Origin of the sequence: Mesorhizobium kowhaii, from assembly GCF_003253745.1 — a bacterium.
Lineage (GTDB): Bacteria > Pseudomonadota > Alphaproteobacteria > Rhizobiales > Rhizobiaceae > Mesorhizobium > Mesorhizobium kowhaii.
Genome location: NZ_MZXV01000019.1, coordinates 1 through 20,680, shown reverse-complemented (window position 1 = coordinate 20,680; position 20,680 = coordinate 1). Strand labels below are relative to the sequence as shown.

Annotated in this window: 18 protein-coding genes; 15 read left to right on the top strand and 3 right to left on the bottom strand. The window is 61.8% G+C overall.

Annotated elements, in window-relative coordinates; translation table 11 throughout:
• The first annotated feature begins 211 nt into the window (after positions 1-211).
• The 7 genes from B5V02_RS09660 to B5V02_RS09615 all read left to right on the top strand — a co-directional run bounded on the left by B5V02_RS09660 (position 212) and on the right by B5V02_RS09615 (position 9,658).
• Entirely contained in the window at positions 212-1,666 is a 1,455-nt protein-coding gene (locus tag B5V02_RS09660) for a pyridoxal-phosphate dependent enzyme (protein ID WP_111544008.1), read from the top strand.
• Entirely contained in the window at positions 1,663-2,844 is a 1,182-nt protein-coding gene (locus B5V02_RS09655; protein ID WP_111544007.1) for a trans-sulfuration enzyme family protein, read from the top strand. The genes B5V02_RS09660 and B5V02_RS09655 overlap by 4 nt, the downstream gene beginning before the upstream one ends.
• A gap of 276 nt (positions 2,845-3,120) precedes the next feature.
• A complete protein-coding gene (locus tag B5V02_RS09645) occupies positions 3,121-4,092 on the top strand; it encodes a GlxA family transcriptional regulator (RefSeq protein ID WP_111544006.1) in 972 nt (323 codons plus the stop codon).
• 298 nt (positions 4,093-4,390) lie between these two features.
• Complete coding sequence (locus B5V02_RS09640) at positions 4,391-5,695, top strand: M24 family metallopeptidase (protein ID WP_111544005.1); 1,305 nt, start codon at positions 4,391-4,393, stop codon at positions 5,693-5,695.
• A 322-nt stretch (positions 5,696-6,017) separates the two neighbouring features.
• The gene (locus B5V02_RS09635) at positions 6,018-6,698 is read left to right on the top strand and encodes an isochorismatase family protein (RefSeq protein ID WP_111544004.1); all 681 of its coding nucleotides are present in this window, start codon (positions 6,018-6,020) and stop codon (positions 6,696-6,698) included.
• Positions 6,699-6,723: 25 nt separating this feature from the next.
• Positions 6,724-7,668: an alpha/beta hydrolase gene (locus B5V02_RS09630; RefSeq protein ID WP_111544003.1), complete on the top strand. Its 945-nt coding sequence runs from the start codon at positions 6,724-6,726 to the stop codon at positions 7,666-7,668.
• A 349-nt stretch (positions 7,669-8,017) separates the two neighbouring features.
• Positions 8,018-9,658, top strand: a complete 1,641-nt coding sequence (locus B5V02_RS09615) for an ABC transporter substrate-binding protein (RefSeq protein ID WP_111544002.1) — start codon at positions 8,018-8,020, stop codon at positions 9,656-9,658.
• Between the two features lie 405 nt (positions 9,659-10,063).
• Here the strand turns inward: B5V02_RS09615 and B5V02_RS40510 are convergent, their stop codons facing one another.
• Together B5V02_RS40510 and B5V02_RS09605 are read right to left on the bottom strand one after the other, a co-directional pair.
• The gene (locus B5V02_RS40510; protein ID WP_167458441.1) at positions 10,064-10,582 is read right to left on the bottom strand and encodes a hypothetical protein; all 519 of its coding nucleotides are present in this window, start codon (positions 10,580-10,582) and stop codon (positions 10,064-10,066) included.
• 325 nt (positions 10,583-10,907) lie between these two features.
• Complete coding sequence (locus B5V02_RS09605; protein WP_111544001.1) at positions 10,908-11,120, bottom strand: hypothetical protein; 213 nt, start codon at positions 11,118-11,120, stop codon at positions 10,908-10,910.
• A gap of 163 nt (positions 11,121-11,283) precedes the next feature.
• Here B5V02_RS09605 and B5V02_RS09600 point away from each other — a divergent pair, with 163 nt between their 5' ends.
• Genes B5V02_RS09600 through B5V02_RS09590 form a run of 3 tightly spaced genes read left to right on the top strand, consistent with a single transcriptional unit; the run spans position 11,284 to position 14,589 of the window.
• Positions 11,284-12,042: a hypothetical protein gene (locus B5V02_RS09600; protein ID WP_146606039.1), complete on the top strand. Its 759-nt coding sequence runs from the start codon at positions 11,284-11,286 to the stop codon at positions 12,040-12,042.
• A gap of 32 nt (positions 12,043-12,074) precedes the next feature.
• Entirely contained in the window at positions 12,075-13,004 is a 930-nt protein-coding gene (locus B5V02_RS09595) for a hypothetical protein (protein ID WP_167458440.1), read from the top strand.
• 1 nt (position 13,005) lies between these two features.
• Positions 13,006-14,589, top strand: a complete 1,584-nt coding sequence (locus B5V02_RS09590) for a non-canonical purine NTP pyrophosphatase (RefSeq protein ID WP_167458439.1) — start codon at positions 13,006-13,008, stop codon at positions 14,587-14,589.
• Here the strand turns inward: B5V02_RS09590 and lepA are convergent.
• Entirely contained in the window at positions 14,561-16,366 is a 1,806-nt protein-coding gene (gene lepA, locus B5V02_RS09585; protein ID WP_111543997.1) for a translation elongation factor 4, read from the bottom strand. The genes B5V02_RS09590 and lepA overlap by 29 nt on opposite strands.
• 362 nt (positions 16,367-16,728) lie before the next feature.
• On the opposite strand from lepA, the gene B5V02_RS09580 reads away from it, so the two are divergent.
• The 5 genes from B5V02_RS09580 to msrA all read left to right on the top strand — a co-directional run bounded on the left by B5V02_RS09580 (position 16,729) and on the right by msrA (position 20,480).
• Entirely contained in the window at positions 16,729-17,769 is a 1,041-nt protein-coding gene (locus B5V02_RS09580; protein WP_111543996.1) for a TadE/TadG family type IV pilus assembly protein, read from the top strand.
• 101 nt (positions 17,770-17,870) lie between these two features.
• On the top strand, positions 17,871-18,242 hold the full coding sequence (locus tag B5V02_RS09575; RefSeq protein ID WP_111543995.1) for an endonuclease domain-containing protein: 372 nt from the start codon (positions 17,871-17,873) through the stop codon (positions 18,240-18,242).
• 269 nt (positions 18,243-18,511) lie between these two features.
• Positions 18,512-19,210, top strand: coding sequence for a DUF1223 domain-containing protein (locus tag B5V02_RS09570; protein ID WP_111543994.1), 699 nt, complete (start codon positions 18,512-18,514; stop codon positions 19,208-19,210).
• Positions 19,211-19,333: 123 nt separating this feature from the next.
• A complete protein-coding gene (locus B5V02_RS09565) occupies positions 19,334-19,603 on the top strand; it encodes a hypothetical protein (protein WP_111543993.1) in 270 nt (89 codons plus the stop codon).
• A gap of 139 nt (positions 19,604-19,742) precedes the next feature.
• Complete coding sequence (gene msrA / locus B5V02_RS09560; RefSeq protein ID WP_111543992.1) at positions 19,743-20,480, top strand: peptide-methionine (S)-S-oxide reductase MsrA; 738 nt, start codon at positions 19,743-19,745, stop codon at positions 20,478-20,480.
• Positions 20,481-20,680 lie beyond the last annotated feature (200 nt).

Below are 20,680 nucleotides of genomic sequence, written 5' to 3'. Positions count from 1 at the left end.
GTGCGTGGAAACGGCCGGTGGCGTGCCGAGGAAATCAGCTTCTCAGGGCAGAACGCTCCAAGCCGCAAATTCTGACCCCAAACCTGGAATGACATTCTCCATCTGGCCGGTTGATTGGCACGATCTATCTTCTTTCCAACTGCAAAGGGCTGGAAAAGAGGATACGCTGCCGCTCTGCCCCGAGGCGGTCGCTTGATCATGGAGCATCGATATGAGCGAGCAGAAGATCGCCGCAGCAGGCAGCGCGCCCCCGGAAAGCGCCCCCTTGGGAAGCACAACGTCCCGCCTGCGTCCGCCCTATTCGTCGGTTCTCGACCTGATCGGCCAGACGCCGGTGGTCGAGCTGACCAAGTTCGACACCGGCAAATGCCGGCTGTTCATCAAGCTCGAAAGCCAGAATCCCGGCGGCTCGATCAAGGACCGCATCGCGCTGTCGATGATCGCGGCGGCTGAAAAACAAGGCAAGCTCAGGCCCGGCGGCACCATCGTCGAGGCGACCGCGGGCAATACCGGCCTCGGCCTCGCCCAGGTCGGCATCCCCAAGGGCTACCGCATCGTGCTGGTCGTGCCCGACAAGATGTCGCGCGAAAAGATCCAGCATCTGCGCGCGCTCGGCGCCGAGGTGCATATGACGCGCTCCGATGTCGGCAAGGGCCACCCCGAATATTATCAGGACATGGCCGAGAAGATCGCCGCCGAAGTGCCCGGCGCCTTCTATGCCAACCAGTTCGCCAATCCGGCCAACCCGCTGGCGCATGAAACCACCACCGGTCCCGAAATCTTCGCCCAGCTCGACGGCGACGTCGATGCGGTGGTCGTCGGCGTCGGTTCGGGCGGCACGCTGACCGGGCTTGGCCGCTACTTCGCCAAAATGTCGCCGAAGACCGAGATGGTGCTCGCCGATCCGGTCGGTTCGGTGCTGGCGCCGCTGATCAAGACCGGCAAGATGGAAGAGGCCGGCAGCTGGACGGTGGAAGGCATCGGCGAGGATTTCGTGCCGCCCAATGCCGACCTGTCGCTGGTCAAGAAGGCCTATTCCATATCAGACAAGCAGAGCATGCTGGCCGTGCGCGACCTGTTGTCGAAGGAAGGCATTTTGGCCGGCTCGTCGTCGGGTACGCTGCTGTCGGCCGCCCTGCGCTATTGCCGCGAGCAGACTGTCGCCAAGCGCGTTGTCACCTTCGTCTGCGACAGCGGCAACAAATATCTGTCAAAGGTGTTCGACGATTTCTGGCTGGCCGAGCAAGGCCTGGCCGAGCACGAGCAACATGGCGACCTGCGCGACCTGGTGATGCGCACGCACCGCACCGGCGACACCGTCTATGTCGGCCCGGACGAAAGCCTGCTCAACGCCTATGGCCGCATGCGCCGCTCCGATGTCTCGCAGCTGCCGGTGCTCGACAATGGCAAGCTCGTCGGCATCGTCGACGAGAGCGATATCCTCGCCCATGTCGATGGTCCCTATGACGGCCGCTGGGAGCGCTTCAACGGCCCGGTGCGCACGGCGATGACCTCCAATTTGCACACGCTGCAGGCGAGCCAGACGCTGGACGCGCTGTTGCCGGTGTTCGACCGCAACGAGGTCGCCATCATCTTCGACGGCGACGAGTTCGTCGGCCTGATAACCCGCATCGACCTGATCAACCATCTGAGGCGCGCACGATGACCACCCACACCCCACCTCCCGGCAAGAACCGCCTGGCCTTCTCGACGCGCACCATCCATGGCGGCCAGAGCCACGACCCGCTGACCGGCGCGGTGATGGTGCCGATCTACGCCACCTCGACCTATGGCCAGCAGTCGCCCGGCGTGCACAAGGGGTTTGAATACGCCCGCAGCCAGAACCCGACGCGCTTTGCCTTCGAGCGCGCGGTGGCCGATCTCGAAAGCGGCACGGCAGCCTTCGCCTTCGCCTCGGGACTGGCGTCGATCGCCACCGTGCTCGAGCTGCTCGATGCCGGCGCCCATATCGTCGCCACCGACGACATCTATGGCGGCTCCTTCCGGCTGATGGAGCGGGTGCGAAAGCGCTCGGCCAACCTGCAGGTCAGCTTCGTCGACTTCACCGACCTTGCCGCCGTCGAGGCGGCGATCCGCCCGGAGACGAAACTGCTCTGGGTCGAGACGCCGACCAACCCACTGCTGCGCATCGTCGACCTCGAAGGTGTCGCCGCACTGGCCAAACGCAAGGGGGTTCTCACGGTCGCCGACAACACCTTTTGCAGCCCCTATCTGCAGCGGCCGCTGGAGCTCGGCATCGACATCGTCGTCCACTCGACGACCAAATATCTCAACGGCCATTCCGACATGGTCGGCGGCGTTGCCGTGGTCGGTGACAACAAGGACCTGGCCACCCAGCTGAAATTCCTGCAGAACGCCATCGGCGCCATCTCAGGCCCGTTCGACAGTTTTCTGGCGCTGCGCGGCCTGAAGACGCTGGCGCTCAGGATGGAGCGCCATTCCGCCAATGGCCTCAAGATCGCGCAATGGCTGGAAGGCCGCAAAGGCGTGCGCCGCGTCATCTATCCCGGCCTCGCCAGCCATCCGCAGCACGATATCGCCATCAGGCAGATGCACGCCTTCGGCGGCATGATATCAGCCGTGCTCGACCGCGACCTTGCCGGCACCAAACGCTTCCTCGAACGCACGCAACTGTTCACGCTGGCCGAAAGCCTCGGCGGGGTGGAGAGCTTGATCGAACACCCCGCGCTGATGACGCATGGCTCGATCCCGGCCGAGAAGCGGACGGAGATCGGCATTTCGGATTCGCTGGTGCGGTTGTCGGCCGGCATCGAGGATGGCGACGATCTGATCGCGGATCTGGACCAGGCGCTGGGGGGTTAGGCACGCCGCAGCTCGCACGCGTGAATATTTACCAATGTCGGCGCTGCCCCTCATTGCCCTGCCGGGCATTTCTCCCCGTATAGTGACGGGGAGAAAGAGGCTGGTCGCAACGCCGTCGTCATCCTTGCAATGCTGGTGATTGGCGAAACCATCGATGACAGCGTCCCTCTCCCCGTCACTATACGGGGAGAGGATGCCGGCAGGCAGGTGAGGGGCGGCGCCAACCTCCACCACCCGGTTGACCCCGAACCCCATCTGCCCGAATTGTAGCGCCCCATGGCAGCGCACGCCCCACCCAAACCCACCGAGGCACCCCTCACCTTCGCCGTGCTGGTGTTTCCAGGCTTTCCGATGATGGCGTTCAGCTCGGTCATCGAGCCCCTGCGCGCCGCCAATGTGCTGGCCAAGCGGCAGTGCTATCGCTGGATTATCGTCGGGGCGACCCCGGGTCCGGTCGAGGCCTCGAACGGCGTCGTCATCCAGCCGGGCTTTTATGCCGAGGACGCACCCAAGGTCGACCGCATCGTCGTCTGTTCGGGCGGCGATGCCGATCACCTCGTCGCCGAGGACGCCGCCAACTGGATCCGCAAAAGCCTGCGCAACGGCGCCCATATCGGCGCGGTCGCGGACGCCGCGTTCTTCCTCGCGCGCGCCGGCCTGCTCGACGGCCATGCCTGCACCTTGCACTGGACCAGCCAGGCCGCCTTCACCGAGGCCTTCCCCAACATCGAGCTCAGGCGCGACCTCTACGTCATCGACCGCAAGCGCTTCACCTCGGCCGGTGGCGTCGGCAGCCTCGACATGATGCTGGAGATCATCACCCGCGACTATGGCGCCGAGCTCGCCGCCGGCGTCGCCGAATGGTTCGTGCACTGCCAGCTGCGTTCCAGCATCGACCGCAAGATGATGCCGCTGCGCCTGCGCACCGGCGTCCAGAACGAGCTGGTGCTGTCGGCCATCGCCATCATGGAGGACGAGGTCGAGGAGCGACTCGGCATGGCCGAGCTGACGGCGCGGCTCGGCGTCTCGTCCGACAAGCTCGAGCGCTCCTTCCGCTCCGAACTCGCCATCTCGCCCAATGGCTACTACCGGCGGCTCAGGCTGAAGCGCGCCGCCGACCTGCTGGCGCACTCGACGCTCGCCGTGCGCGACGTGGCGCTGGCCTGCGGCTTTGCCTCGATGTCGAGCTTTGCCCGGGCGTTTCGTGAGGAGCACGGGCATCCGCCGAAGCTGGCGAGACGGCATTAGCTTGCTGATGCTGGCGGGACAGCGCCCCCCTCTGCCCTGCCGGGCATCTCCCCCCTCGAGGGGGGAGATTTGCAGCTTCGTCTTCGCAGCTTTTTCTTCAACGTTGAAAATTGGCGAAAGCAGAAGTGACATCCGATCTCCCCCCTCGAGGGGGAGATGTCCGGCAGGACAGAGGGGGGCGCGAAGGAACGCGACGCATCCAGCGGCATCCCGCACAACACACGCGGTTTTCCGCACAATCCCTCCGCCCCTCTTGCGCCATGGTCAGCACTCGCAACCCAGCCTAGGCCGCACACCCATGAGCATCGTCGTATTCGATCCCGACAGCACCGAGGATGTCGACTTCAAGGATCGCATGCGCCACCCGGCGGCGGCCGATCCGGCCGGCGGCATGTGGCTGTCCGACACCGAGCCGTCCTTCATCGACGCGGATGCCTTGCGCAAGGGCCGGCTCGCCAAACTGCGTGGCTGGATGCGCGAGGCCGGCTATGGCGGCGTCGTGCTGTTCGACCCCTACAACCAGCGCTACGCCACCGGCTCGCGCAACATGTTCGGCTATTTCCTGCGCAACTCGACCCGCTATTTCTTCATCCCCACCGTCGGGCCGATCGTGCTGTTCGAATACCCGCAGAGCTACCATGTCTCGATGGTGCTCGACACGATCGACGAGGCGCGTCCTTCCAAGCTGGTCTGGTCGTCGGTCTCCGGCCGCGACGACGAGACCGCCGGCCCGTTCGCCGACGAGATCGCCGAACTCCTGAAGCAGCATGGCGGCGGCTCGATGAAGCTCGGCCTCGACCGCTGCAGCCATCTGCAGGCCCTGGCGCTCGAAAAGCGCGGCTGCGAGGTCCGGGATTGCCAGGGCGAGATCCTCGCGGTGCGTGCCGTCAAGACGCCGGAGGAGGTCAAATGCCTGCAGGTGTCGATGGCCGGCGCCGAAGCGGCGGTCTATGCGGTGCGCGAGGCGATCAAGCCCGGCGTGTCCGAAAACGACCTGTTCGCCATCATGTATGGCGAGGTCATCCGCCAGGGCGGCGAGTTCATCGAGACCCGGCTGTTGACCTCCGGCCAGCGCACCAACCCGTGGTTCAACGAAGCCAGCGGCCGCAAGATCCGGCCCGGCGAACTGTTGGCGCTCGATACCGACACCATCGGCTGCTACGGCTATTATTCGGATTTCTCCCGCACCTTCCGCTGCGGGCCGGGCAAGCCGACCCCCTACCAGAAATCGCTCTACCGCATGGCGCACGACCAGGTTCAGCACAACATCGGGGTCGTCAAACCCGGCATGGCCTTCCGCGAGATCGCCGAAAAGGCCTGGAAAATCCCCGACCGTTTCGTCGACCAGCGCTACACCTCGGTCATGCACGGCGTCGGCATGCATGGCGAAACGCCGTTCATCGCCCATGCCATGGACTACGAGACCTATGGCCGCGACGGCCATATCGTGCCAGGCATGGTGGTGAGCGTGGAAAGCTATATTGGCGAGAAGGGCGGCCGCGAGGGCGTCAAGCTGGAGGACGAGATCCTGATCACCGACACCGGAACCGAACTCCTGTCGCGCTTCCCCTATGAGGACGAGTTTCTGGAGAAGCAGGTTTGATGAAGGTTGCCCGCCTCAATGAACCATCGCCGGCCTTTGGGAATAGCCGCAGCGCCCATCGCTTCGTCATCCTAGGGCGAAGCAAGGAGCGCAGCGACGCGGCGCAGACCCTAGGATCCATGCCGCGACTTCAGAGCGCTGCTGCGGTGCTGATCTGCTCCGCTGCACCCGTCGATCAACGTCACGGCATGGATCCTCGGGTCTGCGCGTCCGCTTCGCTCCCGCTCCGCCCGTGGATGACGAAGTCGCGGGCGCTTCGGCCAACCCCCAAGGGCGATAGCCCGCTGAAGGCGACTGCGTCGCCTCTCTCAGGCACTGCCCCATGAAAACCCCCATCTCCCTCAAGCGCGGCACGGTAGCCGCGGTCTTCATCGACCTGCAGGAAGAGCACCGGCAGGACCAGCGCTATCTGGTCGAGGGCTTTGGCGATATCCTCGCCAACGTCCAGCGCCTGCAGGCAGCGGCGCGGCAAAACCATGTGCCGCTCTACCACTGGGCCTATATCGTCGATCTCGACAAGCAGGATCGCCCGTTTCATCCGATCGGTGCCGACGGCAAATCGGCCTTTTCCGACAAGAGCGACCCGCTGACCGAAATCTGCCATGAGGTGGCGCCCGCCAATGGCGAGGCCCTGCTGATCAAGGCCGAGGCCAGCGCCTTCCGCACCGGACCGGCGGCCCGCGACCTCAAGTCGGTCGGCATCGAATGGCTGGTCGTCGCCGGCGTGTGGACTGAGGCCTGCATCGACGCCACGGTGAAGGACGCTGTCGCGAAAGGCTTTCGCGTGCTGTTGGTCAAGGATGCCTGCGGCAGCGGCAGTGCCGCCATGCACCAGACCGGCATCCTCAACCTCGCCAACCGGCTCTATGGCGGCGCCGTCACCGACACCGACGGCGCCTGCCGGCTGCTGGCGGGCGAAAGCGTCACCGCCTGGCAGGTCGAGGGCTCGGTGCCGCTGCGCTTCACTTTTGAAAACGCGGCCGATCTTTACAGCGAGCTTTGATGTGTCTTTACCGGCAAAGACGGACATGACCAGCCGCGGCAAATACGAAACCCGGCTCGACCCGGCCCTGTGGGCCTATATCGACGCGGTCAACGCCTGGCATCCCCCTGAGATCATCGGCTTGCCGATCGACAAGCAGCGCGCCGTCTACGACAAGATGTGCCGGGCCTTCCACCAGGGCCGCCCGCCAGGGGTCAAAGCCAGAGACGGCCTGATTGCCGCCGCCGGCCGCGACATCGCGGTCCGCCGCTATCAGCTCGCCGGCAAGGCGGCAGCGGCGATGGTGGTCTACTATCATGGCGGTGGCTTCATCCTCGGCGGGCTCGAAAGCCATGACGACATCTGCGCCGAAATCTGCGCCGGCACCGGTTTCGACGTGCTGTCGGTCGCCTACCGCCTGGCGCCGGAGCATGTGCATCCCGCCGCCTTCGACGATGCGGTCACTGCCTTCGAATGGGCGGCGGCGGCCACCGGCCTGCCGCTCGTGCTGTGTGGCGAAAGCGCCGGCGGCAATCTGGCGGCAGGGGTGGCGCAGGCAACGCGCCGCGGCGCCGCGATCGGCCAGGTGCTGATTTATCCCGAGCTTGGCGGCGACGAGAGCACCGGCTCCTATGTCGAGCACGCCGACGCGCCGCTGCTGTCGCTGCATGACATCGCCTTCTACCGCGACGTCCGCTCGACCAAGGCGCAATCATCAGACGATCCGACCTTCTCGCCCTTGCGCGACCGCGATTTCTCCGGCCTGCCGCCAACGATGATCGTCACCGCCGAATGCGACCCGCTGTCGTCGGATGGCGAGACCTACCGCGACCGCATTTTGGCCAGCGGCGGCAAGGCATGGTGGCACGAGGAGCCGAGATTGGTGCACAGCTTCCTGCGCGCCCGCACGACCGTGCCGGCGGCAGCGGAGGCGTTTGCGCGGATCATTGCCGCGGTTGCTGCGCTGGGTAAGGGCGAGTGGCCGTATTGAAACGCCAACGGTGAAGCGCCAATCTCCCCCCTCGTGGGGGAGATGCCCGGTAGGGCAGAGGGGGGCGCGAAGGATCGCGACCTTCGATCCTCTGATCTTCCGAAATCCTTTGAGGGCTCAGTTGAACTTGGCTGAGAGGTTGGCGGGACAGCGCCCCCCTCTGTCCTGCCGGACATCTCCCCCACAAGGGGGGAGATCGGCTGTACGCCCTGCGGAGCACCGCACAATCACTGCGGAAAACCGAACACTCCCCGGCGTCACCTCGCCCTATCATCGCCAGAGGCAATGGCGTCCCGGCGGTCGCGTCCGGCCCCGCGTTCCGCCGGGCGCCCAACAAGAGGGAACGACGATGAAATTCATGCTGACCGACCGCAAATTGCACCCGAAGGCAAAACCCGTCGCCGACGATTTCAGGACGGGCGGCATCAGCCGCCGCGAATATCTGGCGCTGATGGCCGGCCTCGGCGTCAGCGCCGCAGGCGCGCTGGCGCTGGGCGGCCTTGCCCCCACCCCTGCCCGCGCGGCTGAGCCCAAGCGTGGCGGCACCTTGCGCGTCGCCATGAACGTCAAGGGTTTCAAGGACCCGCGCACCTTCGACGGCGTGGAGATGTCGAATGTCGCCCGCCACTGCAACGAATATCTTGTGCGCTGGAACACCGACTTCTCCTTCGAGCCCTGGCTGCTCGAAAGCTGGGAGGCGAGCGACGACGCCAAGACCCTGACGCTGCATGTGCGCAAGGGCATCACCTGGTCGAACGGCGATGCCTTCAACGCCGACGATGTCATCCATAATCTCACCCGCTGGTGCGACGCCTCGGTAGCAGGCAATTCGGTCGCCGCGCGCATGGGCGCGCTGGTCAATGTCGACACCAAGAAATTGGTCGATGGCGGCATCCAGAGGGTCGACGACTTCACCATCAAGCTCAATCTGCCAAAACCCGACATCTCGCTGATCGCCGGCATGGCCGACTACCCGGCGCTGATCATGCACCGCTCCTATGAGGGTGACGGCGACCCGATGAAGGCGCTTTCCATCACCACCGGCCCGTGCGAGCTGGTCAGCTGGGATGCCGAGACCGGTGCCGAGGTGAAGCGCAAGGAGAAGCCGTGGTGGAAGGGCGAGTTCTGGCTCGACGGCATCAAATGGGTCGACTACGGCTCCGACCCCAACGCCATGCTGTCGGCGTTCGAATCCGGCGAGATCGACACCGACCACGAGACCGCCTCCGACGCCGTCTCGCAGACCGATCAAATGGGGCTGAAGAATTCCGAGATCGCCACCGGCTCCACCATCGTCGCCCGCTTCAATGTCGGCAACGCGCCCTATGACGACGCCAAGGTGCGCCGCGCTGCCCAACTCGCGGTCGACAATTCGGCGGTGCTGACGCTCGGTCTCGGCGGCCGAGGCAAGCCCGCAGACAACCACCATGTCGGTCCCATGCACCCCGAATATGCCGATATCGGCCCGGCCAAGCGTGACGTGGAGGGGTCGAAGAAGCTGCTCGCCGAGGCCGGCAAGGCCGACCACGAATTCGACCTCATCTCCGTCGATGTCGAATGGCAAAAGAGCACCGGCGACGCCATCGCCGCGCAGTTGCGCGAGGCCGGCCTGAAGATCAAGCGCACCGTGCTGCCCGCCGCCACCTTCTGGAACGACTGGAGCAAATACCCGTTCTCCTGCACCGAATGGCTCGGCCGCCCGCTCGGCGTCCAGGTGCTGGCGCTGGCGTATAAATCGGGCGCCGCCTGGAACGAAAGCGCCTACGCCAATCCCGAGTTCGACACCCTGCTCGACAAGGCGCTGGCGACGCCGGACGCCAAGGCGCGCAAGGAGATCATGGGAAAGATCGAGCAGAACCTGCGCGACTCCGGCATCATCATCCAACCCTACTGGCGCTCGGTCTACCGCACCTACCGCAAGGGCGTCGAAGGCTGCGAACAGCACCAGGCGCTGGAGCAGCATTTTGAGAAAGTGTGGATTGAGTCCTGATCTGTACTTAGGTCCTCATCGCTGGTGAAGGCGGAGCGCGATCTTACCTTCTCCCACAAGGGGAGAAGGTCAGCAGCGTCACCGCTCGCCCTGCAGTAGAGATCCACCCAACAAACGTGAGCACCAGGAACGGATAGCCGGCGGCGGGCAACAGCGCCTTTTGTGCCGGTAGGTTCTCACGTCGATAGGAATTTATTCTTGACAGGGTGAGGGCAGCTATGCTATATATTTCCGCATGGTGCTGATTTGCGCCAATGACCCGCTGCCGAGGCGGGTTTTTACGTTTGATGCGTCGTCAAAGAGCGCGTCGGCGAAGGCTTCGAAGAGACCCGTTAACCGGATTCGCTGCCCTGCGATCTTCCCTTCACAGGGGGAGAAGGCAAGCGGCGCAGGCACGCCGCCCCCTCATCGCCGCCCAGGCCTCAGCAAGGTCCACATCCAGCCGATGAACGTAAACACCAGGAACGGATAGCCGCCCGCCGGCAGCGGCGACGAGGTCGGCAGCAAGGGAGCGCCCCAGAGGATAAGGCCTGCCGAGGCGACAAACAGCGCGGCAGCTACGACGGCGGTCAGCCGCATCCACAAGGCGAAGGTTTTCGGCGCGCTGACCATGACGAGCGCCGCCGCCCAAAGCGAGATGCCGCCGACATAGGAGGGAACGCTGGCCTGAAGGCCTGCCGCGTTGCCGGCAAGCAGCAGGCTCTCGCCGGCGAGGAAGGTCAGGAATCCGGCCGCCACGCAGTCATTGCCCAGCCGCTGATACCTCATCGTCAGCAGCGCGGTCGCGACCACCAGTGCCACGCCGTCGATCGTCCACAGCGTTTCGCGCAGCGCGTCGCCGCCCACGAAGGTGCCGGCAAGTCCAAACGCGCCACCGATGGCAAGGCCAATCGCGGCGACGGTGTCCAGAGGGCTGGAACGCATTTGAGATCTCCCCCAAGCCGTGCGGAGGATACTCCCAGGCGGGGCGTTCTCAAAGAGTTGTCCGGAGGGCAGCGCGAAGCGGAATGCGGCAGAGGCGTCAAGAGGTGCTTTTCGCCTCGGGTAATCCGGCCCTTGCCACCCACCCCGCACCGTCCGGGGAAATGGCCGGCGCGAATGCCGGTGAGGGCAGTTGCCTGAGCCTCGCGCCGGCCACTGGCGAACTGATTAAGGTCCGCCGCCCGATTTTTCTACCGCTCCGGTGCTGCAGGATCAACCAACTCAGGGTTGGTGCGGACGCGTACCAACCCTTCCCTGGCATCATTTGTTATTGCGCCATGAACAGCCCGAAGCCGACACAGCCGAGCGCCACCAGCCCCAGCACGAATACTTTGCCGCCCGGCACGCCGATGGCCAGCCCCTTCAGCATGAAGAAGCCAAAGAGCGCCGCGCCGATGAAGGACCCAAGCGCCGGAAAGAGCTTGCCGGAGGTGCTGTTGTGGATTTCGCCTGAGGCGACGCGGCGTTGCGAGCCGACCAAAAGGCCTTAAGCCCCTAGGTCAATGCCTCGGGCTGTTCTCTCGGTTAGCGGACCCGCATCACCCCGACACTGGGAAAGCCGCACCACGACATTTGACCATAGACTTTCTCGTAGCTCATTTAGTATGGTGGAATATTTCCTGGGGGGCTGGGGGAGGGTATTGTTGCGCTACGCAATTTGGTTCTTGGTTCACCTCATTCTAGTCATAATTGGCTTCATGGGCGCCAGTTCCCCGCTTCTTGTTACAATCGTCGGCAAGGATCTCGCAGGTGGAGCATCGGCATCCCTAGTTGCCGCTGGCATCAGCGGCTTCGTCCTTTTGTTTCATAACTTCTTTATAGACAGCAGGGAGAAGAAAATAAACGAGTTGTACGACTCTGGAATGCGAGCTGCTTTCGACGGACGGAGTATCGTCATAAAATCAGAGTACGCGACCCGGCTAAAATCATCCTCCCGTATAGACGTGATCGGGTTTGGCTTATCCTCTTTCAGAGAGGATTATGGGGATAAGTTTACACTTTTGGCAAGATCGATGAAGGTTAGGATACTTTTGCTCGACCCAACTTTTCCGAACTTCGATAACTCATATGCAGATCAGAGAGATTTGGAGGAGGGTAACTCTAGAGGCACGATCGCTCGGGACGTTGAGGCGTTTATTGCTAGGTCTTCTGAGGCTCGAGCTTCGCATCCGAACAATTTTCAGATTCGACTTCTTCGATGCCTTCCATCAGTTAACTACTTTCGCTTCGACAACGAGTTATTGTGGGGGCCGTATCTGGTAGCCAATCAAAGTCGCAATATGCCGACTTTTTTGGTTGCCAGAGGGGATTTTCTTTTTGACAGGTTAAGTGACCACTTCGAAAAGCTCTGGAATTCCGACGATTTGAGCGTCCCTTGTGAGAGCACGCCCAAGTCCAAATGATAATAAAGTGTCATAGTCGGATACATATAACATTGCTGGATACGCTTGGATTTTCATCCTATATCCCTGGCGGTCTTGGCTTCTCATTGTCAGAGCCGTCGACCGAGATCCAATTTGTTGACCAGGTATCAAACGATGCCCACGATTTTGGAACCTTAGATTCTCGGGCAATTGGTGATGTCAGGCGGCTTCTTTCGAAGCTTGAGGTGATCTCCGACGGTCGTCGCTACAGATTGATCTGCCGAAAATTGCCACCAGCAAACCATGGCTTTGGCTCAAAGACTGCATTGCTGTCGGCGATAGCATTTGGGTATCGAGCCTTTCACCAACTGGGTCTCGATGACGACCAGACTCAGATGCTAACAGGACGCGGTGGCACGTCTGGCGTAGGCTACCATTCATTCCGGCACGGCGGGCTAATTTGGGATGGCGGTAGGCGGAACGATGATACACGGATCAAGCCGTCTTCCGTTACCTACCCGACCGTACCCCCGCTATTAATATCTCGCTGGGAAGCCCCCAACTACGGTGTATTGCTTGTAATGCCGCGGACTCGGCATCTAGATCACGAAGAGGAAATCGCTTTCATCGCCCGAAACAGGGACATAACCCCGGAAGAGCTCGGACTTCTCAACACGTATGTCTTCGGAGGGTTCATTCCGGCGTTTATAAGTCGCGACTTCTCCAGTCTGAGAGATGCGCTCGCAGGCATAAATGGAACTGCCTTCAAAAAGCGAGAGATAGGTATCTATGGAGAGACGGTCGCCGCAATCATGAAACAAATAGACGATCTATTTGGTATGCCATGCGGGATGAGCAGCCTCGGGCCGCTTGTGTTCTGTCTATTCGATCCAAATCGACGTGACGCAGAGAAGCTTCGCGAAGCCGTGCTTCGAATAACCGGCGTCGATGGAGTATTTATATCCCATATATCCAATACAGGCTATCAGATCGAGGAATAACATGAGCCTGTTTGATTCATTGAGGTTTACACGCCTGATAAGGTTAACATTCAACACGACAAGTATAGACAAGCTCCTGCAGGCTCGAATAATATTTTCTCGACGTGGGTACAGTCTGTATTTTACTCGCGGAAATAAAGAGGCGTATGAAGAGGATTATAGTTCGGATACAGCTTTTCTTTTGACAAACGCCGTCAGATTTATTGACAAAGAGCGGATCGTACGGGGGGCGTACTTCATCGAAGATACCTCGCTCCGTATTGAAGCTCTAAGTGAATCTACCGATTTTCCGGGAATGCGAGTAAAAGAGTGGTTTGCATCGACGTCGTTCTTGGAGCTTGATGAGGCCATCCGCAAATCCGGAAAGAGGCGGAGTGCTATTGTGAAGTCAGACATCGCGCTCAAGCTTCCGAATATTTTTGAGCCAATCTTTTTTCATGGAGAAACGACGGGACGTGTCGCCGACACTCCACCTTCATTCGAGCAGTCCGCCATGTATCCATGGCTTTCTCCAATGAATTTTAACGGCTGGTTTATCCCGGACGGCCAGATAGGAATTCCCAAAACTCTTGGGGAGATGGAATTTGAGGAGTCGATGAAGTACGACTTTCGCGCAAAGTCACTTTCCTTGCTTCTTGATCAGTACGACCGTCTCAACGCAGCTGCCAACATATCGAATAACTTCGTATCAAATCGATCGAGTAATTTCCGGGACAGCCCTCAACTCGAATTGGGTCTGTCAAAAGTGCCTCCAATCATATGCGTTGTCGGCTACAAGTGCTCTGGAAAAACAACATTTGCGCATATCGCTCAAAGCGTACGGGAAATCGTACACCTTGAGGCAAGCACTTTTTTTCGAAACCGCATCTCAGAGGAAGACCTGATCATAACTAGTGAGGCCGATACCTTAAGGTATATGGAGTCTGCCGGCTACGATGCCGTAGCTCGGAGTATGATAGAGCACATAGACAGCTTATCAGACAGAGCGATAATAATTACGGGTTTTAGAACGCCGGAGGAAATTCTTCTTCTTCGAAAACTATACGACAATATGATTGTCGTTAGTGTTTCAGCAGACCAGCGTATTCGATACGAGAGGCACATCAAGCGCGGCCGAGAGTTAGACATCGATAACTATCAGCGATTTAAACAGAATGACGTATCCCATTCCTTGTTCGGTTTAGTGGACGTAATGGACGACGTTTCGGACGTTTCCATCGGTAACGACGGGACCCTCCAAGATTACATTCGGAAGGTTAGAGATTTTGTTGTTAACATAGACGGGGCTGAGATGCTTCCAAGACCCGATGTCACGCGTTCCGAGGCGTCAAGAAGCCTTCTGGCACTTGCTGAGTTCGATCGGCCGGCTACTTGTGATGAAATCTCAGCTGCAACGGACCAGGGCCGATTGCGTATTCGAAAATACAACGTGAACCGGGCCCTGAAGTCCTTGCCGATCTTTGCCCATAGGGTTGCGCGGAAGGGCCAACTTCTGGCTTATGAAAAGACTGATAGGACGGATGCCGTCATTCAGCTGATTGAGGAAGCTAAGGAGATCAATCGCCCATCTTCAAGGCCTGGATAAACGCCTCCTGCGGGATATCCACCTTGCCGAACTGGCGCATGCGCTTCTTGCCTTCTTTCTGCTTGTCCAGCAGCTTGCGCTTGCGCGAGACGTCGCCGCCGTAGCATTTGGCGGTCACATCCTTGCGCAGCGCCGAGATGGTTTCGCGCGCGATGACCTTGCCGCCGATCGCGGCCTGGATCGGGATCTTGAACAGATGGTTCGGGATCAGCTCCTTCAGCTTCTCGCACATCTGCCGGCCGCGCTTTTCCGCCGCCGTGCGGTGCACCAGCATCGACAGCGCGTCGACCGGCTCCTCATTGACCAGGATCGACATCTTCACCAGATCGCCTTCCTTGTAGTCGGTCAAATGATAGTCGAACGAGGCATAGCCCTTGGAGATCGACTTCAGCCGGTCGTAGAAGTCGAAAACAACCTCGTTGAGCGGCAAATCGTAGATCAGCATGGCGCGCTTGCCGACATAGGACAGGTCGGCCTGGATGCCGCGCCGGTCCTGGCAGAGTTTCAATATGCCGCCGAGATAGTCGTCGGGGGTCAGGATGGTGGCGCGGATCCACGGCTCCTCGATGGCCGAGATCTTGACCACGTCGGGCATGTCGGCCGGGTTGTGCAGTTCCTTCATCGAGCCGTCGGTGAGCAGCAGCCGGTAGACGACCGACGGCGCGGTGGCGATCAGGTCGAGGTTGAACTCGCGCTCCAGCCGCTCCTGGATGATTTCCAGATGCAAGAGGCCAAGGAAGCCGCAGCGATAGCCGAAGCCAAGCGCTGCACTGGTTTCCATTTCATAGGAGAAGGAAGCGTCGTTGAGGCGCAATTTGCCGACCGCGGCGCGCAAATCCTCGAAATCTGCGGCGTCGACCGGGAACAGGCCGCAGAACACCACCGGCTGTGCCGGCTTGAAGCCGGGCAGCGCCTTGGCCGTCTGGCGCTTGTCCTCGGTGATGGTGTCGCCGACGCGGGTGTCGGCCACTTCCTTGATCGAGCCGGTGAAGAAGCCGAACTCGCCGGGGCCGAGCTCGTCGACATTGATGCGGGCCGGGGTGAACACGCCGGTGCGCTCGACCAGGTGCTTGGCGCCGGTGCCCATCATGCGGATGGTCTGGCCCTTCTTCAGCACGCCGTCGATGATGCGCACCAGAACGATGACGCCGAGATAGGCGTCGTACCAGCTGTCGACCAGCATGGCCTTCAAGGGAGCCGAAGCGTCGCCCTCGCGCGGCGGCGGCAATTGGTGGACGATCGCTTCCAGCACATCGGGAATGCCAAGCCCGGTCTTGGCCGAGATCAGCACGGCGTTGGAGGCGTCGATGCCGATCACCTCCTCGACCTGCTCGCGGATGCGCTCGGGCTCGGCGGCCGGCAGGTCGACCTTGTTCAGCACCACGACGATCTCGTGGTTGTTGTCGATCGCCTGGTAGACATTGGCCAGCGTCTGCGCCTCGACGCCCTGGCTGGCGTCGACCACCAGCAGCGAGCCTTCGCAGGCGGCGAGCGAGCGCGACACTTCATAGGCGAAGTCGACATGGCCGGGCGTGTCGATCAGATTGAGGATATAGTCCTCGCCATTGTTGGCGTGGTATTTCAGCCGCACGGTCTGCGCCTTGATGGTGATGCCGCGCTCGCGCTCGATGTCCATCGAGTCCAGCACCTGCTCCTTCATGTCGCGCAGCTCGAGCCCGCCGGTCAGCTGGATCAGCCGGTCGGCAAGCGTGGATTTGCCATGATCGATATGGGCGACGATGGAGAAGTTTCGGATGTGGTCGAGGGGCGTGCTCATGGCGCGCGTTTAGCAGGGGCTTGTTGCTGCGGCAAGCGGCACAGCCGCTACCAAGGCAAGCGGTGTACCGCTGCCGGGCAAGCGGGGCGTCCCGCTGCCGGGGCAATCGCTGCAGACCTATGAGTGTTCCAACTTGTGGCGGAGACCAATTGTCGAGCCGGCGCGACGACTGGAGAAGGGTGGGGTGCGAATCCAAACCTGAAGCGCTTTCCCCGCCCGCTGCTGGGGCAAGCGGCGCGGGGACTTGTCGGCTTTATCGGGCGAGTTCCCGAAAAATCGATAAATTTTAACCACGTGCGTTAGAGCATAATTTGTGACTGCCATGTTAGCCGGTGGAGATATTCGTTTGTAAGGATCACGGTATGCGGGGGCTAGCAGGCAGGTTTGTCAGGTCGAGGAGCGGCTCGTTTGCGCCGATCCTCATCCTTAGTATGATGCCGCTCATTGCCGCCATCGGCTTCTCGGTCGACTACACCTCGGCGGTCCAGACCAGGGCGGACATGCAGTCCGCGCTCGATGCCGGGATCCTGTCGATCACCACGATGGATACGACCTCGACGCTGGCGCAGCGCCAGGTGGTGTTGCAGGATTCCTTCGCCGCCAACGGTGCACCGGCGGCGGCCACCGCAACGCTGAACAGTTTCGTGGTTGACGCCGGCGGCACCGCCACCGCGCAGGCCACGGCAAATTACTCGATGCCGACCGTTTTCATGCAGATCGCCAGGATCAACACCGTGCCGGTCGCCGTCGCCGCGGCGGTTAGCAAGAAACCGGCGTTGGTGACGTCCACTTTCAAGGTCCTCGGGGTGTCAGGTTACTGGAACAAGACGATGACGCTATACGGCACGCAATTCGGTGCGGCGGTTGCCAAGCCGCTGATGACGATCGATTACCTCTACGGCGGCGGCACAGATCCCAAAGGTTACGGCACCACCACCGTCAGCACCATCAACAATTTGGGCGTCTCCACGGTGGTCCAGACGCAGGTCTGCAAGGTCGGCAAAAAACCCCCCAGCGGGGTGACGCTCAACACCGACCAGTATGGCACGAAATATTACTGTGTCGACACGATGGTTCCAGCCAACAGCGCCGGCGCGGCGATCGACGTCAGCCTGATGGGCGGCCTCAATCTGCAGATGAACGTGCCACAGGGCAATCCGCAAAACCTCAGTACGAACGACGCGACCACCTCCAACCGGCTTTACATCGACGGCACCGAGGTGCCCAACGGCACGGTCGTCGACATCTTCTCCGCCGTGCCCTGCGGCCAGCCCAGCACCCAGGCCTGGGAGGATGGCGGCAACCCGGTGCCGGCGCCGGTCTCCAATACCGACTTCTCCTACTCCGTCACCGGCAAGTGCGACTTCAACAAGCGGCCCTCCAACACGGTGCTGACGCAGTAAGGGTGGAGCTCTTTGCCTTCTCCCCTTGTGGAGAAGGTGGATCGGCGCGTAGCGCCGAGACGGGTGCTGGACGGAACGCAACGGGCGGCTAATCTGGCGCCATGCCGCATCAACCCGTCTCCCCTGCCAAGCTCAGCTTTGCCCGCTCGCTCCGGCGCGAAATGACGGAGGCGGAAGACAGGCTGTGGCATGAACTGCGTGACCGCAGGCTCGATCGGATAAAATTTCGGCGCCAGGTCCCTCTCGGAAAATACATTGCCGATTTCGTTTGCCTTGAAGCTGGCCTGATCATCGAGGTCGATGGTAGCCAGCACGCGGAGTCGGATTCTGATAGGATCCGCAAGGCTGAGCTAAAGGCGCGAGGCTTTCGCATTCTGCGCTTTTGGAACGACGATGTTCTGAAAGACTTGAACGCCGTCTGCGATACGATCATCACCTATGTACGGGATACGAGCCTGCAGCCGTGGCGGTAGGGGCGCTCTCTTCCTTCTCCCCCTGTGGGAGAAGGTGGCCGAGCGTAGCTCGGTCGGATGAGGGGTGTTCCAGCTTGGCAAAGACGGCGATCCGGCCAGCACCCCTCAACCGTCTCGGCGCTGCGCGCCGATCCACCTTCTCCCACAGCGGGGAGAAGGAAAGAGCGCCAACGATCACAAACCGGTGAGCGCTGTAACGAAGCCTTGGCCGGCGGCGAAGTGGGGACATGAGCGGTGCATCCAGGCGCCGTCACCCACGGAGCCAGCCGATGTCGCGATCCTGCAAGTCTATCGTCGTGTCCAGCCTGGGCGCGCTTGCGCTGGCGGTGTCGCTTGGTGCGGCGCAAGCCCAGCCGCTCACCGTGGTCGAACTGTTCACCAGCCAGGGCTGCTCGTCCTGCCCGCCGGCCAACGCCAATCTGATCAAGGTCAAGGACCAGCCGGATGTGCTGGCGCTGTCGTTCAACGTCACCTACTGGGACTATCTCGGCTGGAAGGACACGTTCGGCCGCCAGGAATTCACCCAGCGCCAGGTCAATTACGAGCCGCCGCTCGGCCATGACGGCCCGTTCACCCCGCAAGTGGTGGTCAACGGCCGTGCCGATGTCGTCGGCGCCGCACCCGGCGAAATCCAGCATCTGATCTCGAGCGCCGGCCACACCAGCGGGCCGTCGCTGTCGCTCGACAGTGGCAAGATAAGCATCGGCGCCGGCTCGGCGCCGGGCGGCCGGGCCGATGTCTGGCTGGTGCGCTATGCCAAGGGTGTCGTCGAGGTGCCGGTGGCGCGCGGCGAAAACACCGGCCGCACCTTGCCGCACGCCAATGTCGTGCACTCGCTGGAAAAGCTCGGCAGCTGGACCGGCGACGCCACGGCGCTGGATGTGCCGGCAGCCTCGGACGGGCTCAGCACCGCCGTGCTCGTCCAGTCGCCGGGCGGCGGACCGATCCTCGCCGCCGCGACCAACTGAAATTCCCCGCGCATGATCCCGGAAAGGATCATGCGCAGACCGCGCAACGCCGCACGAGCGGCGCCGCAACAACCCGGCCACCGAAGAAGTGCGCCATCATCCCCACCAACCAGGAGACTATCCATGACCATTCTCTCCCGCCTGACGCTGCCGGCGCTCGCTCTCGCTTTGTGCCCGACGGCGCTGGTTGCCGCCGCCCGAGCCGACGACGCGACCAACGCGATGAAGCCCGCCGCCAACGCCATGAAGCCGGCGACCGATGCGATGAAGCCGGCCGGCGCGATGGCGCCCGACGCGATGAGCACGAACGCCATGAAGCCCGCCGCCGATGCGATGAAGCCAGCGGCCGATGCCATGAAGCCGGCGACGGATGCCATGGTCCCGGCCAACTAGCGCTGTTTCCGGCTTCGGTCCTGACCCCAGGACCGGATCCGGGCGCACGCGAAAGTGAGGCTTCGGCCGCAACTCACCCGTCGCATGATCCACTCTTATCCAATAGACTCCACATGATGGACGTCACAGGAGCTCAGCCATGACCGACATTCGAAAACCAGCCGCCAGATCGTCGTCGAATTTTCTCAGGAGCGCGCTCGCCGCGTTGGCGCTTGCCGCCGCGGGCGCCGCCTTCTGGCTGACGCCAGCGGTTTCCGCCGAGGACGCGGTGGTCATCCCGCCGCCGTCGATCGACGAGAAGGCGGCCAGCGGCAGTGAGAAGGCGATCTTCGCCGGCGGCTGCTTCTGGGGCGTGCAAGGCGTTTTCCAGCACGTCAAGGGCGTCAGCAAGGCCGTGTCCGGCTATACCGGCGGCAGCAAGGACACCGCCGTCTACGAGACGGTCGGCTCAGGCCGCACCGGACATGCCGAATCCGTCGAGATCACCTACGACCCGTCTGTTGTCACCTATGGCCAGTTGCTGCAGGTCTATTTCTCGGTCGCCCACAACCCGACCCAGCTGAATTTCCAGGGTCCCGATTCAGGCACGCAGTACCGCTCGACGATTTTTGCCGAAAACGATGCGCAAAAGAAGATCGCGCAGAGCTACATCGCCCAGCTCGACCAGGCCAAGGTCTTCCCCAAGCCGATCGTCACCACGCTGGAAACCGGCAAGACCTTCTATCCGGCCGAGGACTACCACCAGGACTTTTTGACCCTGAACCCGACCTATCCCTACATCGTCTACAACGACCTGCCCAAGGTGGCGAACCTGAAGCAGCTGTTCCCGGCACTGTACAGCGACAAGCCGGTGCTGGTGCTGTCGGCGAGCAATTGAGGCTTGGGGGCTTCGAAGGAGGAGTCGGCGGGACAGCGCCCCCCTCTACCCTGCCGGGCATCTCCCCCACATGGGGCCTGTTGCGTAATTCGCTGGTTGTGATTCTCTGAGACAGAAGCTCGGAGGACATCAGGATGGCAGTGAAGCGGACGGGTCAGTTGAGCTTGGCGGAGGCTTTTCTGGGCACCAAGCTTGTGGGC

Excerpts from the sequence above, each read along its gene's own strand:
- B5V02_RS09660 (WP_111544008.1), top strand. The coding sequence starts at position 212 with ATGAGCGAGCAGAAGATCGCCGCAGCAGGCAGCGCGCCCCCGGAAAGC.
- B5V02_RS09655 (WP_111544007.1), top strand. The coding sequence starts at position 1,663 with ATGACCACCCACACCCCACCTCCCGGCAAGAACCGCCTGGCCTTCTCG.
- B5V02_RS09645 (WP_111544006.1), top strand. The coding sequence starts at position 3,121 with ATGGCAGCGCACGCCCCACCCAAACCCACCGAGGCACCCCTCACCTTC.
- B5V02_RS09640 (WP_111544005.1), top strand. The coding sequence starts at position 4,391 with ATGAGCATCGTCGTATTCGATCCCGACAGCACCGAGGATGTCGACTTC.
- B5V02_RS09635 (WP_111544004.1), top strand. The coding sequence starts at position 6,018 with ATGAAAACCCCCATCTCCCTCAAGCGCGGCACGGTAGCCGCGGTCTTC.
- B5V02_RS09630 (WP_111544003.1), top strand. The coding sequence starts at position 6,724 with ATGACCAGCCGCGGCAAATACGAAACCCGGCTCGACCCGGCCCTGTGG.
- B5V02_RS09615 (WP_111544002.1), top strand. The coding sequence starts at position 8,018 with ATGAAATTCATGCTGACCGACCGCAAATTGCACCCGAAGGCAAAACCC.
- B5V02_RS40510 (WP_167458441.1), bottom strand. The coding sequence starts at position 10,582 with ATGCGTTCCAGCCCTCTGGACACCGTCGCCGCGATTGGCCTTGCCATC.
- B5V02_RS09590 (WP_167458439.1), top strand. The coding sequence starts at position 13,006 with ATGAGCCTGTTTGATTCATTGAGGTTTACACGCCTGATAAGGTTAACA.
- lepA (WP_111543997.1), bottom strand. The coding sequence starts at position 16,366 with ATGAGCACGCCCCTCGACCACATCCGAAACTTCTCCATCGTCGCCCAT.
- B5V02_RS09580 (WP_111543996.1), top strand. The coding sequence starts at position 16,729 with ATGCGGGGGCTAGCAGGCAGGTTTGTCAGGTCGAGGAGCGGCTCGTTT.
- B5V02_RS09575 (WP_111543995.1), top strand. The coding sequence starts at position 17,871 with ATGCCGCATCAACCCGTCTCCCCTGCCAAGCTCAGCTTTGCCCGCTCG.
- B5V02_RS09570 (WP_111543994.1), top strand. The coding sequence starts at position 18,512 with ATGTCGCGATCCTGCAAGTCTATCGTCGTGTCCAGCCTGGGCGCGCTT.
- B5V02_RS09565 (WP_111543993.1), top strand. The coding sequence starts at position 19,334 with ATGACCATTCTCTCCCGCCTGACGCTGCCGGCGCTCGCTCTCGCTTTG.
- msrA (WP_111543992.1), top strand. The coding sequence starts at position 19,743 with ATGACCGACATTCGAAAACCAGCCGCCAGATCGTCGTCGAATTTTCTC.